General features: G+C 57.0%; 14 protein-coding genes. 5 read left to right on the top strand and 9 right to left on the bottom strand.

All coding sequences use genetic code 11. The features are described from left to right. Window positions 1-51: 51 nt before the first annotated feature. From ACHUE7_RS11875 to ACHUE7_RS11865, 3 genes are all read right to left on the bottom strand, one after another. The gene (locus ACHUE7_RS11875) at window positions 52-1,047 is read right to left on the bottom strand and encodes a DctP family TRAP transporter solute-binding subunit (protein ID WP_394170154.1); all 996 of its coding nucleotides are present in this window, start codon (window positions 1,045-1,047) and stop codon (window positions 52-54) included. 195 nt (window positions 1,048-1,242) lie between these two features. Next, complete coding sequence (locus tag ACHUE7_RS11870; protein ID WP_394170153.1) at window positions 1,243-2,682, bottom strand: MFS transporter; 1,440 nt, start codon at window positions 2,680-2,682, stop codon at window positions 1,243-1,245. A gap of 36 nt (window positions 2,683-2,718) precedes the next feature. After that, entirely contained in the window at window positions 2,719-3,612 is an 894-nt protein-coding gene (locus ACHUE7_RS11865; protein ID WP_394170152.1) for a LysR family transcriptional regulator, read from the bottom strand. A 128-nt stretch (window positions 3,613-3,740) separates the two neighbouring features. Between ACHUE7_RS11865 and ACHUE7_RS11860 the strand changes: the two genes are divergently transcribed. Beyond that, a complete protein-coding gene (locus ACHUE7_RS11860; protein WP_394170151.1) occupies window positions 3,741-4,295 on the top strand; it encodes an NADPH-dependent FMN reductase in 555 nt (184 codons plus the stop codon). A 56-nt stretch (window positions 4,296-4,351) separates the two neighbouring features. Here the strand turns inward: ACHUE7_RS11860 and ACHUE7_RS11855 are convergent, their stop codons facing one another. The 6 genes from ACHUE7_RS11855 to ACHUE7_RS11830 all read right to left on the bottom strand — a co-directional run bounded on the left by ACHUE7_RS11855 (window position 4,352) and on the right by ACHUE7_RS11830 (window position 9,294). Then, window positions 4,352-4,828: a GNAT family N-acetyltransferase gene (locus tag ACHUE7_RS11855; RefSeq protein ID WP_394170150.1), complete on the bottom strand. Its 477-nt coding sequence runs from the start codon at window positions 4,826-4,828 to the stop codon at window positions 4,352-4,354. Further along, complete coding sequence (locus ACHUE7_RS11850) at window positions 4,828-5,265, bottom strand: VOC family protein (protein WP_394170149.1); 438 nt, start codon at window positions 5,263-5,265, stop codon at window positions 4,828-4,830. Before ACHUE7_RS11850 ends, ACHUE7_RS11855 begins: the two co-directional genes overlap by 1 nt. 94 nt (window positions 5,266-5,359) lie before the next feature. After that, window positions 5,360-6,115, bottom strand: a complete 756-nt coding sequence (locus ACHUE7_RS11845; protein ID WP_394170148.1) for an SDR family oxidoreductase — start codon at window positions 6,113-6,115, stop codon at window positions 5,360-5,362. A 32-nt stretch (window positions 6,116-6,147) separates the two neighbouring features. After that, window positions 6,148-6,459: a cupin domain-containing protein gene (locus tag ACHUE7_RS11840; protein ID WP_394170147.1), complete on the bottom strand. Its 312-nt coding sequence runs from the start codon at window positions 6,457-6,459 to the stop codon at window positions 6,148-6,150. A 77-nt stretch (window positions 6,460-6,536) separates the two neighbouring features. Further along, a complete protein-coding gene (locus ACHUE7_RS11835) occupies window positions 6,537-7,661 on the bottom strand; it encodes a M14 family metallopeptidase (protein WP_394170146.1) in 1,125 nt (374 codons plus the stop codon). Window positions 7,662-7,887: 226 nt separating this feature from the next. Beyond that, a complete protein-coding gene (locus ACHUE7_RS11830; RefSeq protein WP_394170145.1) occupies window positions 7,888-9,294 on the bottom strand; it encodes a C13 family peptidase in 1,407 nt (468 codons plus the stop codon). A gap of 213 nt (window positions 9,295-9,507) precedes the next feature. Here ACHUE7_RS11830 and ACHUE7_RS11825 point away from each other — a divergent pair, with 213 nt between their 5' ends. The 4 genes from ACHUE7_RS11825 (at window position 9,508) to ACHUE7_RS11810 (ending at window position 15,009) form a co-directional block, all read left to right on the top strand. After that, window positions 9,508-10,704 (top strand): hypothetical protein, encoded by a 1,197-nt coding sequence (locus tag ACHUE7_RS11825; RefSeq protein WP_394170144.1) that lies wholly within the window; start codon window positions 9,508-9,510, stop codon window positions 10,702-10,704. Window positions 10,705-10,846: 142 nt separating this feature from the next. Continuing rightward, window positions 10,847-11,917 carry a hypothetical protein gene (locus ACHUE7_RS11820; protein WP_394170143.1) on the top strand — a complete coding sequence of 357 codons (1,071 nt, stop codon included), beginning with the start codon at window positions 10,847-10,849 and terminating at the stop codon, window positions 11,915-11,917. A gap of 329 nt (window positions 11,918-12,246) precedes the next feature. After that, window positions 12,247-13,899, top strand: coding sequence for a TonB family protein (locus ACHUE7_RS11815; RefSeq protein WP_394170142.1), 1,653 nt, complete (start codon window positions 12,247-12,249; stop codon window positions 13,897-13,899). A gap of 54 nt (window positions 13,900-13,953) precedes the next feature. After that, on the top strand, window positions 13,954-15,009 hold the full coding sequence (locus ACHUE7_RS11810) for a hypothetical protein (protein WP_394170141.1): 1,056 nt from the start codon (window positions 13,954-13,956) through the stop codon (window positions 15,007-15,009). Window positions 15,010-15,015: the final 6 nt, after the last annotated feature.

Below are 15,015 nucleotides of genomic sequence, written 5' to 3'. Positions count from 1 at the left end.
CGGGACAGGTAGCGGGAACCTGCGTTCCAGCCAGCGAACCCGGGCATTGAGTCAGGGGGCCTGGTTGGCATCCAGTGCCGCTTCAATAACGTCGGCGCCGATTTGTGGTTCGTACTCCTGCCACAGGGGCTTCATGGCATTCTGCCATTGAGCCAACTGCTCCAACGTCGGTTCATGCAAACTCACGCCTGACATGGACGCAATGGCGGCACGGTCATTCTGGTTTTTCGCCAGGGCCACGGCATTGCCGTATTTCACCGACATTTCCATGGCAAAGCGGAACTCCTGACGTTGCTCTGCCGTCAGGCTGTTCCAGAAATCGGTATTGGTGATCACCATGTAATCCAGTACGCCATGATTCGATTGCATCATGAAAGGCTGATGTTCATAAAAGGCCTGCGAATAGATGTTCGACCAGGTGTTCTCTTGTCCCTGAATATCATTGTCTGCCAATGCTTGATACACCTGGCTAAAAGCCATAGGTACAGGCTCTGCGTTGAGCAATACAAACTGTTTTTGCAACACATCTGACGCGATGATTCGGAATCGCAGCCCGGCCAGATCCTCCGGCAGACTGAAATCACGGCTCGCAGTCAATTGCTTCAGACCGTTGTGCAAATAACTCAACCCCAGGATACCGTCTTCGCTCATGTGAGTGAGCAAGGCCTGTCCGGCGGTACTTCCCTGGAAACGTTCAACTGCGCCCATATCCGCAAACAAAAACGGTAAATCATAGACCATCAATTGAGTGGTATAGTTTTGAAACTTGGACAATGACGGTGCCGCAAAGTGAATACGGCCTTCGGCAATGGCATCCACAGCCTCGTCGTCATCCATCAACTCGGTATTCGGATAAATCTCAACCTGAAACTGATCCCCCATCCGACGCTCAATCATCGATTTGAACATCAGTGCCATTTTGCCTTTGGGTGTGTTTTCACTGACAACGTGAGAAAAGATCAGGGTTTGGGGTTCGGCCGAGGCGAACCCGGCGACCAGCACGCATGGCAATGCGAGTCGCAACCAGCGGAGAGAGAGCAGCGTCATGAACGTTTCCTGTGATTCGAATTGTTGTAATGGTAGGTCGCCGTAGCGCCAACCCGAATCATCTGCAAGAATGGCGCCACTCCCACAAGGCCGTGGCGACGCGAAGCTGCTTCGGATGACGGGTAGGAATCCACCCAATGCCAGACCGGAAGTGGCAGTATCCCATCCATTTATCCGGATTGGCTGGCAAGAGCGCTATTGCGGAGGGCGCTGCTTCTTGCGCCTGCCACTGACCACGTCGAAAACGACACCGGAAATGGGTGTGAAGCGTGACACTCGAAAAACCAGATCACGCACGCGACCACGTTGCTTCACCCGCAACTCAGGCGCCCTGGGCAAGTACCACAGGGCAACGACGGCACGAAGCACCGCAGAGATCACAAATATGACCCAGATGGGACGCTCAATTGGCCACGACCAGTTGCCGAGAACGAGAGCATCCGGCACCCAACTGATCAGATACCCGCCGCTGATGGCACCTACAAACACAGCAGCCGCGCCAATGGTGGATTGCATGGCGGCATAGCCGGCGAATTCACTGTCGTCGGGTTTCAGGTCATAGAGGTAGTTCGATGTTGCCAGCGTAAACCCGGCCCAGGCCGCGCCCCCCAGCATTTGCACACCCATCAGATACACCAGGTTATCGGAAAACAGCCAGAGTACCGGCAACACCGGTATGACCGTGGCACCCAGAGCCATGACATAGCGGTTACCCTTGCGGTCGGCAATGCGCCCCCAGTACCGCAACAACACAAACTGAACCAGAATGGAGGCAGCGGTGTTCAGCGTAAATTGCAGATAGGTGAATTGCAGATCGCGCAGCATATAAACGGCAAAAAACGGTGCCGACAGGGCCACCATGCATTGCATGCCGGCCAGAAACAACGTGAAACGCCGAAACCGCTGGTCGGCAAAGGCGCGTTTCATGCTGCGCAGCGTATGCATCAGGCCGCGGCCACGGGAGTGATCTGGCCGGTAGGGGTCGTACATCCGGTGCAAGTATCGGGTGGACATACCGCGGCCGAATACGGCAATGAGAAACAGTGCAGCAAAGCCCAGTGATTCAACACCCAGCGAGGCCGACCCATTCAGCAACAGGCCACCCGCCAGAAAGGCGAAGAAAGATGTTGCCATGGCCAGCCGGGAACGAACGCCGAAATAGCGCCCGCGCAACCGGGGAGGAACCAGGTTGCCCATCAGGGCTTTCCATTGCGGTTGCGCCAGGTTGGAAGCACCGTGATAGACAATGGCACAGCCAATCAACAGCGGCACCCGGGCGCCCTCGGGCCAGGGGAACGGCAGCGCCAGAGCACACAGCCCCACCAGCGACAGGGTCTGTACGGCAGCGCCCAACACGATCAGGCTGCGACGTGGCCAATAGCCGCCAAGCCAGACCGACAGTATCTGAAACAGGCCGCCCAGTAGCTGCGGTATGCCGGTCAACCAACCAATTTGCACACTGCTTGCCCGCAGAAATATCGCAAAGGCGTTGAGGAACTGATCCACCGTCCCGGTCATCACCGAAGACGCCACACTGTCTTTCATCGACACCTTCAGGCTGTAGCGAACCCGTTGCGCCTGTTCGGGCTTAGGTGGCGAAAGGTCCGTTGATTTTGGCGCTGCAGGTTCAGACATGAGAGATCCGTTTGAGACGACCGCCGGCCCTGACGCTCAGAGATGCTCCGGACACGCCATCCGATCCGACAAAAAATCGATGAATGTTCGCACTTTAGCAGACAGATAACGCCGGCTGGTATAAACCGCATACAGTTGGCTGTTAAGCGGTGTGTAGCCGGGCAGTATCTGGGTCAGATTACCCTGCCCCAACTCCCGCTCAACCAGGCCGCCGGGCAAGATACCGATGCCCATATCATTGATCGCCGCCGACAATAACAACGACTCATTATTTGACTGCAACACAGCGTTGAATTTGATTTTCACCTCCCCTTCCGGCCCGGTCAGGGTAAATTCGTTGCCGCGAATCAGCGAATACGCCAGCATGCTGTGCCGCTCCAGATCGCTGCCCTGCTCGGGCGTACCGTGGCGCTCCAGGTAGCCTGGCGAGGCGACAATGTAGAATGGGATCGTCATCAGCGGGCGGGCAATCAGGTTGGGGTGCAGCGTGCGGCTGGCCCGAAGTGCCAGGTCGAACCCCTCCTCAACGATATCGACAAAACGACCGCTGATGTCGATATCGAAGGTAACTTCCGGGTAATGCTCACGAAATTCCCGCAGCAACCGGGTGAAGTAGTCTGTTGCCAGCCACATGGGGGCGGTAAAGCGAATGGTGCCGCGCGGTGTTACCGTCGCACGACTGACCGTGGCTTCAACTTCATCGAGCTCTTCAAGCATGGCCCGACACCGCTCCAGATAGACCCGGCCAGATTCCGTCACACTCAGGTGACGACTGTTCCGGTTCAGCAAACGGGCGCCCAGCCGGCTTTCCAGGTGCATGACGTGCTTGCTGACCATCGCCTTGGACAAGCCCAGATGCTCGGCCGCCTGAACAAAACTGGCGTGATCAACCACGGCCACCAGCACCTTCATGCTCAGCAACGTATCCATAATCCTTGGTTTCCTATTAAGAAACGATCTGTCAATAATAGCCCCATTGATTGCCGCTGGGTAGTCTTCATACTGTGGGAGTGATACAGAATTCGGGTGCCCATTCGGTCACCCCAGAGGAGCTTACTATGAACAAGATTGCTGTCGTAACAGGTACAACCCGCCCGGGCCGTAACAACATTGCCGTGGCAAAGTGGGTTCTCGAAAACGCCCAAAAACGCGATGACGCTCAATTCGAGCTGGTCGATATTGCCGACTTCAACCTGCCGATTCTGGACGAAGCCATGCCCGCTGGGTTCCAGCAATACGCCAACGAGCACACTAAAAAGTGGTCACAGACCATTGCCCAGTACGATGGCTACATCTTCGTGACACCGGAATACAACCACAGCATTTCCGGTGCGCTGAAGAACGCGCTGGATTACATCAGTGTCGAATGGAACAACAAAGCCGCCGGTTTTGTCGGTTACGGTTCCGCTGGCGGTGTGCGTGCCGTTGAACACCTGCGCCAGATCGCATCAGAACTGCAACTGGCCCACGTGCGCAACCAGGTTCAATTGTCGCTGTTCACTGATTTTGAAAACTTCAACGAGTTCAAACCAGCCGACATGCATCAGGAAAGCCTGACCGCCATGCTGGATCAACTGGTTTCCTGGACTGCCGCCATGAAAACACTGCGCTAAGCGCGTCGCTTCATCAAAAAAGACGGGCCTTGCCCGTCTTTTTTTTGCCTGAATTCTCAGTGGGTCAGTGCCTGGCGCATCACATGCTGAGGCCCTGCCGCACCGCCCAGATACAGGTCACCGGTGTCTGTAAAACCACCCTGTTCATAGCACCGGTAGGCGGCCAGGTTCTTGCAATTGACCGTTAGCCAGATCATGGCCGATGCAGGGTAAGCCCCTGTCAGATAAGGCCTCAGCGCCTTTACGGCTGTTTTGCCCAGGCCCTGGCCTTGTCGCTGGCCATCGATCAAAAAGGTTCGGATGCCCAATGACCCCGCCTCGCAAAAATCGAACTCGTGATCAAATTGAGTATCGACGATAAAGAAACCGACCATTGACCTGTCGAGCCAGATGCCATGCGGGTGACACGCCTCATCAATCCCAGCCAGTGCGTCTGCGACGGTGCCGGTAAACTTCAGTTGCTCTGGGGCTACTAACAAGGAGGTGGCCGACTCATACAGATCATGAGTCAGCCGTTTGAGAACCACTGCCATCAACGCGCAAATAAACTGCTGCGATCGACAAACCCCTTCATTTCAATGGCATTGCCACTGGGGTCGCGGAAAAACAACGTGCCCTGCTCTCCTGGCTCGCCTTTGAAGCGAATGTAGGGCTCGATCACGAATTCAAAGTTCATGGCCGTCAGCCGGTCAGCCATGGACTGCCATTCGTCCATCGACAGCACGACACCGAAATGGGGCACCGGCACCTCATGCCCGTCAACCGCATTGGAGATGGGTTTTGCTGCTTCAGCCTTCTCGGACAGATGAGCGACAATTTGATGCCCGAAGAAGTCGAAGTCGATCCAGTGGTCGGAACTGCGCCCTTCGGCACAGCCCAGAACCTCGCCATAAAACTGCCGGGCGGCGCCCAGGTCGTGAACCGGAAAAGCCAGATGAAAAGGCGATAACGCTGTGGATTGGGTAGACATGGGGGAACCTCTCTCACGCAAAGAAATATAACTTGCCGGCACCAGAGATTATCGGCTCCGGTCCGGGCAATCAATGTCGTTCACTGGTGTTGCCTCACAACCCACCGGCCAGATCAATCAGACTGCCGGTGCAGTATGACGACCGATCCGACACCAGCCACGAAATCGCCTCGGCAATCTCTTCCGGCTGGCCACCCCGCTGCAACGGTATGAGCTCGCTCAATCGCGCCACCCGGCCCGGTTCGCCGCCATCGGCATGAATGTCGGTGTGAATAAGCCCGGGCCGGACCGCGTTCACCCTTATACCCTCGGCGGCCACCTCCAGTGACAACCCCCGGGTCATCGTATCCAGCGCGCCTTTGGAGGCTGCGTAATCGACATATTCATTGGGTGAACCGGTTCTCGCCGCCGCCGAAGAAACGTTAACAATGGTGCCACCGGGCCCGCCATAGCGTGTGGACATGCGTTTTACGGCTTCACGGCAACAAATAAAAGGCCCGGTCACATTCGTCGCCAGAACCTGGTTGATGCGCTCGGCGGTCATGTCTTCCAGGCGCATCTGGGTCTTCAATAGGCCAGCGTTGTTGACCAGAACGCGGAGTGTTCCGGGCAACTGGTCGATCACCTGGAACAACCTCACCACCTCGGCTTCCTGCGATACATCAGCCTGGATAACCTGGCACTTTCCGCCCGTTTCGCCAATGCTCATCGCCAACGCCCGGGCCGATGCGGCATCGGACCGGTAGTTGATGCACACAAAATACCCTTCTTTTGCCAATAACCGGGCAGTCGCCGCGCCGATGCCCCGGCCAGCGCCGGTTACCAGTGCGATGGCGTTTGTCGTTGTCATAGCGTTACCTGCCTGATCATGAGAATGGTGTGTCAGACACTGCCGGCCTGTTCGACCACCAGTATCCGGGCTTCACCCATTGGATGGGCGACGTGCTCGGTGCCAACCGACGCGTAAAACACATCACCGGTTTCCAGAACAACGGAGTGCTCAACGCCGGCTTCGCGATACAACATCTCAACCCGGCCATCCAGCACTGCAAAAACTTCCTGCCCGTCGTTGATGTGCCACTTATAGGGCTGATCAGTCCAGTGCAAGCGCGTTGAAATTCCGTTCATCAGGGCAATATCCTGAGCGCCCCAGGCTTTCTCTGCAGTGAAATCTTTGGCTCGATAGGTGTTCATGGTGTTAGAAGTCGCTTTAACAGTTAATTGAAACCCAACTCAACATGTTTTGTTTGCGGCTAAGTTCGCAGCTCACATCACAATAACGGCAACACCTGCCAAATCGCATCGATATTGGCTGCACCCAGTCGCTGGCAACGGTCCGGCGACCAACCGGTAGAGGGCATGGGTGTGGCGGTGGTGTCCTTGAACGGCATTTCCAGCGTCATCGCAAGGCATTTGTGGTGCTCGGCCACATGAGCGGTGCACAGCGTCAGGTTTGCCTTGCCCGGTTCCGCTACCGGATAACCAACATCAGTCTGAAAATCCGGGCAAGCCGTCTGCAACACTGACTTGAAGGTGCTGAGCTGCAAGGCCATGTGCTTGTTCCAGGCCGGTATGCCCTCGGCCCCGGCAATAAAGTTGTAGGGCAATTCTTCATCACCGTGAACATCCAGACAAAAATCCACACCGGTTTTAGCCATGGCTTCGCGGACGAAATAGACTTCCGGTGAAAACTCTTCACTCGGCTCCAGCCATTCACGGTTCAGGTTACGACCATGTGCGTTACAGCGCAGATGCCCGCGCACACTGCCATCGGGGTTCATATTGGGTACCACATGGAACACGCAATGCTCCAGTAACTGACGGCTCAGGCTATCCTGTTCATCCAGCAGGCGCTCCAGAAAGCCCTCCATCCACCATTCCGCCATGGTTTCACCGGGGTGCTGGCGTCCAATGACCCAGCAGACTTTCTTGTCGGAGGACGGTTCGCCAATGGTCAGGCGAGTCAGCGGATGGCCATCCGGAGTAATGCACAGGGTATTGGCCTGCACCAGCGGCGATGCCAGCGTCGCGGCAATCAACTGCTGATGCCGCTCAAAGCTGTAGGGCGCAAAATAGGCATAGTAGATGCTGTCGGTTTCGGGGCTGTGCTCGATGGTCAGCGTCTGACCGTCGTACCGGGTTGGCACCCGAAACCAGAATTCACGATCGTAGGACGCCACGGCCTGATAGTCGTGGAAGGCCCTGGGGAAAGACACCTGCCCGGCATTGGTAATGTCGAACCGGCACGCCTGATCGCGAGCATCCAGCACCTGAAAATAAAACCATTGTTTGTGCTCATCCCCGACATCGGAGCGAATCTGCAACTCCACCGCACCGGGGTCGGAGGCATCCAGACAAATAATATTACCGCCATCGAAACGCTGGTTAATGTGCATGCTCTTCACCCTCTTACCAATGTAATGGATAACTCAAGTCCCGGCGATCGCCTGGGAGACTGGCGGCGGCTACCGGGTGTGCCAACACCTCTCAGGCAACCCGAACGACGGAACTTGCGTTGATTAAATGACAGTCGATGCTACCTCACCATTGCCGCCAGTAAAGAGGCAAAGGTGAATCCTTTTTTCTCAGAACCGTAAAGCATCCTGAAAACTCGACCCAATCTCAATTAACCTGAGTACGCCATTCATCCCAAGCCTGAATAACCGATTCAGACTCCCAGATCTGCGGGTTGGAAGGGTCATATTGCTGGGCGAGCTCACGCTCGGTGACCGCGGCCTTGGCATCTTCGAAGACATCATCCAGCGGCTTTTCCAGTGAGAAAGCCGTTTCAAAGAAAGCACGGCCAAAGTAAGTCATGGTCTCTTCGTTGGAACAGCCGAAGGACGGTTTGTCGGCGGCGGCAGCGGTGATGACGAGCGTATTTTCATCGCTGAGTTCGGGAATAAAACCACCGGAATAGCAGGCGGAGATCACCACTACTTTCTGTTGTGGGGCTTCATTGAGGATCTCAGCCAGTTCCGTTGGGTCTATATCGGGCAAAGACTGGTCACTGTTGAAATCGATCGAGAGTTCGTGATCGGGGCTGCCGTGAGAGGTGAGGTAGACGAAGATCAGGTCTTCTTCTCCAAGCCGTTTACCGAGAGTGCGAAGGATGTGAGTCAGGCTGGTCTCGGTGGCAAGCGGGTGGTTGTCGCGATCGTGCAGTTCATTGGCAAGGGTGACCAGACGCCCTTCGAAGGGGGGCATGGCCGTGAGTTGAGCATCAATGGTTTCAATTTCGGTCCGAAAAACGGTTTCAGCGTTACTAAGGGCAGCGAGCACGGTGAAGACTTCGCGCTCGCCCGGGGTTTGGTCGCGCAGGCGTTTCAGCTGGGCATCGACCAGGGTGCGCTGGGAATAGAGTGCCCGCTCCAGTCGCGCCTGCTGGCCGGCCTGTTCTTCTTGGAAACGGGACAGGCCACTGTCGTTAATGTGCTCGCCATAGGCGAACTGGCCTTCAAGTACCTCGCCATCTGCCTGTACCAGGCGACCTTCCCCGTGCGGGCGCCAGTTCCTTAATTCACCGTCATAGACCGAGCCGTCCCTCGAAGTAAGCGTCCCCTGCGTCAAACGATCGTCACTGAAGGCGCCCTCATAGACAGTGCCATCCGCCGCGGTCATCTGCCCTTCTCCTTCCATCTTTCCGGCCTGAAAATCGCCCTCGTATACGGCCCGGTTACCAAAGGTGAGCTTGCCTTTGCCATCAAAGCGTTGCCGCTCGAATTCACCCTCATAGGACTGGCCATTGGGGAAGTGCAACACTCCGCTCACCCACTGCCCGTTTCGATACGCTCCCCGGTATATCCGGCCATCCGGCAGGGATTCCGTACCTTCTCCGTGCTTCAAGCCGTTACGGAAGCTTCCGATGTAATAAGTGCCATCGGGCCAGTCAATGCGGCCATCGCCGTGCAACAGGCCATTTTTCACATCACCTTCATAGTCACCGCCATCCGGGGTAGTCAGGGAGGCCGCTAAAACGGGCCCCGAGAGCGCCAGCAAGAACAACAGAGAGAACAGTGGCTTAGGCAAAGTCATTTCCTTGGCTTAAAAGGCGAAGCGTGAGATGTGCATTATCGGGATGACTATTGATGCTACCTCACCAATGCCATCAGTAAAGAGGCAATCGTGAATCATTTTACTCAAAGTTGGTAAATCATCCTCCGATACTAGACCCCCTGCCCGGCACCTCCTACTTTGAAGCACGCAGTAAAACAGCCTAATAAAAACAAAAAAGGCGAACAGATGAAACAACGATGGGTACTGGCCGGGCTGGCACTGGTCACCCTGGCTACTGTGAGTGGCCTGGCGGCGCTGAAACCCGTGTCGGATCCAGCACATACAAAGGTTTCCCGGGCATCGACCAATCCTGCGCCGGAAACCCATACGCCTGTGTCCGGTGCTGAAACGGCGTCCGGCGCTGCGAATAACACAACCCAGACCGGTGTTGCGCAATTACCAGCCGCGCCCCGGCTGATGCCTCCCAGGGAAATACCCGATGCAGAAACGGGTGCAGACTCTCTGGACGATGAAGTCAGCTTACCCGCCAACCTGCGCCAGTCGCTGACCCAGGTCGCCGATGTCTACCGGGAACAGAACCGGTATCCGCCATTTTCACAGCCCATAGGCTCTGAACTGGACGCACTGCGCTATCGGTTTAATCAGCCGCAGCAGGTCAGCATTCCCTTTCCGCTGGCCAACGGCGCCACCTTTGATGCCAGACTGACGCTGGACCGCTACCACTATTTTATCGGCGACGAACAGCGACTCACCTTGTCGCTGACAACCAGCGATAACAGCCTGGTAGGAGACGTCTCCCTCAGCGTAACCGACCATGCCGGTACCGTACTGCATCGCCAATCGCTGTCGTTGCCCGCGGATTCATCCATTCGTCACAACCTGACGGTCGATCTCAGCGACCACGCCAGTGCCTGGCCGCGGGAGCTGCAATGGCGGCTGCAAGCCAGTGTGGGCCAGCAACGGTTATCGGTTGCGGCGCCCTTCACTTACGAAGCCCCGGTTGTAACGCTAACCGGCATTACCGACCCGCACATCGACGGCGAGTTTCTGGTGCTGCCGCTGTCACTGGATTACGACCGCAGTGGCTACTATTTCGTGCAGGCCAACCTCTACAGCAGCGGCGGCGACCCGCTGCTGCACCTGGAAACCGAAGGCCCGCTAACGGCCACTGAACCGGGCCTCAGGTTGCGTGCCTCGGGCCCTGCCTTGATCGACCTAGAGGCGCCAGGCCCCTATGTACTGCGTGACGTGCACCTGACCCGCATGGGCGGCAATGGCATACCCGACTTACAAGGCCAGGCACCTCAGGATGAATTTCCGATTCCGGCCTTTGATCTGGAAGGCTATGCCGACAGCACCTGGAGCGACCCGCTGGCACAGCAACGCCAGGAATTTCTCGATGAACTGAGCAACAACCTGTAATCGGCGGATCACGTTCTCCGCTCCGGTACAGGACCTACAGGGACGTACTGACCTGGCAATAACGAGTGTCGGGCAAAAAGTCTGGGCGCAGAGCCCGTCGTACTGCGCCGCAACACCACAACAACAATAAGGTAGGTTCACTATGATACGACCCATCACCCGCGCCACCACGCGCCTTCTACTTCTGCTCGGCTTTGCGTTGCTGAGCTGGCAGGCCCAGGCAAGCCTTAACGGCAAACCGGTTGTGCTGATACACGGTTTCCAGTACCAGCAACTGGGCACCCAGCCGACAGATGCCAGTCTGCAGGCTGAAGCCATCGATTACTGGCAGAAATACTGGCTGCAACGCTCCGAAGTCGTGCTGTACTGGTCCGCCAGTGAACGCATCAGCCAGGGCATCAGCGATCAGATCAAGCGGCAGGTAAAAACTCTGGCCGACAATGGCACCTGCCAGTCCGGCTGTGTGCTGCTCACACATTCGACGGGCGATCTGGTCGCAAGACAGATGCTACGCAATCTCAATGGCTGGTTGTGGGAATGGGGTTATCCATCCAGCCGGGTCAATTTCCTGGTGTCTCTGGACATGGCCGGTGCCGGTGGCGGGACTGAACTGGCCGACCTGGCCGTCTCGGTGATCGACAGCGATAACATCTTCACCGGCGCCGCCACCTCGGTCGTGAACTGGTTTCTGGGCACCAATGTCGGTCCAAACGAACTGGGGGTCGTGCGTGATTTACAACCGGCGGCAGCCCGCTCTCTGGCAACCCAGAACAATGCGGTACCCAGGCTCCGTTTTGTCGGCAGTGGCGATGCCTTCCTGCGTGCCAGCAAACCCTTCATTCTGGGGTATGACGACAGCGTTGTGCCATTGCACAGCGCCTGTGGTTCCGTCCGTCAGGAGAACCTGGAATCCTGCTCAGCGAGTATCAAGACCAACGGCGAACTGGATGCGGTGGCGAAGTCACCTACCGGCCTGCGCTATAACAACTTCCCGGTTCTGATGGGCGACAGCACCGATCACTTTGAAGTGATCGGTTCGGCCACCTCGGGCGATTACGCGCCCGTGATCAACAACTTCACGGTCGGTGGACTGGGCGTCGACTTTGCCATTGACCAGTACTGGAGCTGGTGGCATTGGGACACCCTGCGACTGGTGCGCAACGGGTCCGACAAGAGCCTGTCGGCCAATGTGTTCGATACCCTGAATCAGTAGCACACCAGCCGGGGCGTTCACGAACTTGCGACACGCACTAACCTGAACGCCCCACTGACGGTTCGCACTGCCGACACACTGACCTGACGGTCGGCATTATTGAAAAACTCGAGGGTTCAGCCAGGGATTCAGTAACATTTTTGCCATAAATGACAGTGTGCGGACAAAAAACACACAAACAGTCGCCTTTAAATCTCGCTGCTTTACTATCCGAACCCGCTCAGGTGATCGTAAAAAAAACCGTAAAAATTCATCGGACTGTCCGGCTATTATCACTATCCGACAGAACCGGGACGCGCCTGATAACCGGTGTAAAACAGGAAAATCCTATGTGGTACCGTATTCTGGTCGCTGCCGTGCTCAGTCTGGCATGCAGCAGCCAAACCCTGGCCAACGAATTGATGTTAAATGGCCTGGCTCCCTATCAATACCTAAGTAAGACCTTCTATCTAGCCAGCTTCTACGCTGAACAACCGATCACATCGACCCGTCAGTTTGCGGCCGATAGCGGTGCCAAACGCATGGTGATCAAGGTCAGCGCCGATAAATGGTCGCCCCGTCAGTTCAATCAGATGTGGAAACAGGACATCGCGATCAACAATAACTTGCGGGCGAATCCGGAGGTTATTGACCTGATCACCGCCTTTACCGAAACGCCGAGCGACGACTTTACCCGGGGCGATACCATCGTGGTCGACTATACACCTGACCAGGGAACCCGCATTACACTGAACGATGCTGTTTGGCTCCAATCAGGCGATGAGGTGCTGTTTCGCACCCTGGCGAATGCCTGGCTTGGCGAGATTCCCACCTCGTTACGGTTTCAGGAAGCCATGTTAGCCGGCGGCGCCTTTTCAGACCATCGCACTCATGCGCAATGGGTAAACGAGAACAATGACCTGACTTATGCGGCCAACCGCCGGCAATTGCTTGCATCATTCAGCGGTGAATCGGTAGTGGCGCGCCGCCAGGCTGAACAACGTGCTGCCGAAGCCGCCGAGCGAGAAGCTGAACGGGCCGCTCAGGCCGAACAGGAGGCACAACGCCAGCGCGATGCAGCACGGTTGGCCGATGCCCGCGAACAGGCCCGGCAACTGGCAGAAGCACGCGCTCTGGCCGAGGCTGAAGCGGCGGAACTGGCACGCGCCAGAGCGCGGGCCAGTGCGGAAGCGCAGGCGCTGGAACAAGCCAGAGCCCAGGCTGATGCCGAGCGCAGGGCCGAAGAACTGGCCCGAGCACAAGCGGCGGCTGAAGCCGAGGCAGAGGCCGAGCGTCAGGCTCGCTTGCAACAGCAGGTTGCGGAGTATCACCAGGATCAGTATCGATGGGAATTGTTGCGTACCATTTACCCTCGGGTTAGCTACCCGGACTGGGCACAGCAGCTATCCCAGGAGGGTCGGGTTCAGGCTGAAGTCGTCATCACCCGGGGCGGTGAGCTGGTCGAAATTGCCTCGATCCGCCCTGCCGATGCCGGTCTGCTTGGCCAGGCGTTTCGCACCGCCATTGAGAACGCCGCTCCCTTTCCACCGGTGCCGGACGCCTATGAAGGCAATGGCGACAGCGACCGCTTTCGCGCCACCCTCGATTACCACTTTCAGCTGAACCAGCCCCAGGCCGCCCTGCCACCTCGGCCAGTGCCACCCGAAGATTACCGGGAACTGCTGGGTGCGTTGTCTGAAGAAGATCGGCAGAACCGGCTTATTGCCTACCAGACCCGGTTGCAAGAACAGATCCTGAGCCAGGTTGAATACCCCTACTGGGCCGAAAACCTGGGCCAGGAGGGCCTGGTTGCGATGCGCCTGAACATCACCGCCGATGGCCAGGTGGGACGCATGGAGTTTACCGAACGTTCCCGCCATGCCGTTCTGAACAAAGCCCTCGAAGATGCCATCAGCCGGGCCTCTCCGTTCGAATCCATTCCGCCGGAACTGGATCTGCCGGAAACCGATCTGACCATTCAACACGAATTCGCCATTAACTGACCTTTGGCCCGGCCCAACACGGGCCGCGCCCATTTACCACTGCTGGAGAACCCTATGAAACCAACCCTCTGGGCCCTGATTGGCGCCCTGGCAATGCCCCTGGGCGCCTCTGCCTTTGACATGCGACTGAACGGCTTTATGTCCATTGCAGGCGGCATGACCCTCGGCGATGACCAGACCCTGGTCATCGACCCGGTCAACCTTGCCGCCTACGACAACGACCTCAACTTCGCGACCGACAGCCTGGTGGCCATTCAGGCCATTGCTGAAGTCAACGACCGCATGACCGCCACCGCGCAAATGGTTGGCCGCGGCGGTGAAGACTTCAACACCCAGTTCGAGTGGGCCTACCTGACCTATGAAGCAACCGACAGCCTGGATGTGAAAGCCGGCCGCCTGCGCATGCCGCTGTTCTATTACTCCAACTTCCTGGAGCTAGGCTATGGCTATCAGTGGGTTCGTCCACCGGTTGAGACCTACAATATTTTTGTGACGACCCTGGAAGGCATCAGCGCCGACTACAACTTCTATATCGGTGATTTTTCGGCAAAAGCATCGGCTTATGCTGGCTCAACTCAGGGCACCGATCCGGAATCCGGGTCAGAGGTAGATTTCAACACCCTGGCGGGTGGTTCACTGGACCTGGCGATCAACAATTTGTCATTCCGTGGCTCCTACAACACGGCCGACAACGCCACCCTGACACGCGGTGCCAGCCCGGCGTTTGACTTCCCCATCACCTTTATATCCGGTGCGGCCATGTACGACAACGGCACGCTGTTCAGCATCGCTGAATACACCAGCACGCTGAACGACACTGACCTGATCAATAACCGCTACAACAGCTACGTCTCGCTGGGTTATCGCGTCGGAACCTTAACGCCCCATGCCACCTTCGCCCGGTACGAGGAAGAAACCAACTCCATCGACCCGGGGTACAACCAGAACCCCAGAGAATATCAGTCTGCCACTCTGGGCATGCGCTGGGATTTCGACATCGCCGCCGCCCTGAAAGTGGAATACACCCGCCGGGAAGACACCAACCCGGACTCCCAACGTGCAGTCGGTGATGCTGACCTGCTCTCCTTCGCCATCGACGTTGTATTTTAAGGCTGG

Source organism: Saccharospirillum alexandrii, from assembly GCF_043641555.1.
GTDB classification, from domain to species: Bacteria; Pseudomonadota; Gammaproteobacteria; order Pseudomonadales; family Natronospirillaceae; genus Saccharospirillum; species Saccharospirillum alexandrii_A.
This window is presented reverse-complemented; position numbering and strand designations above follow the sequence as displayed.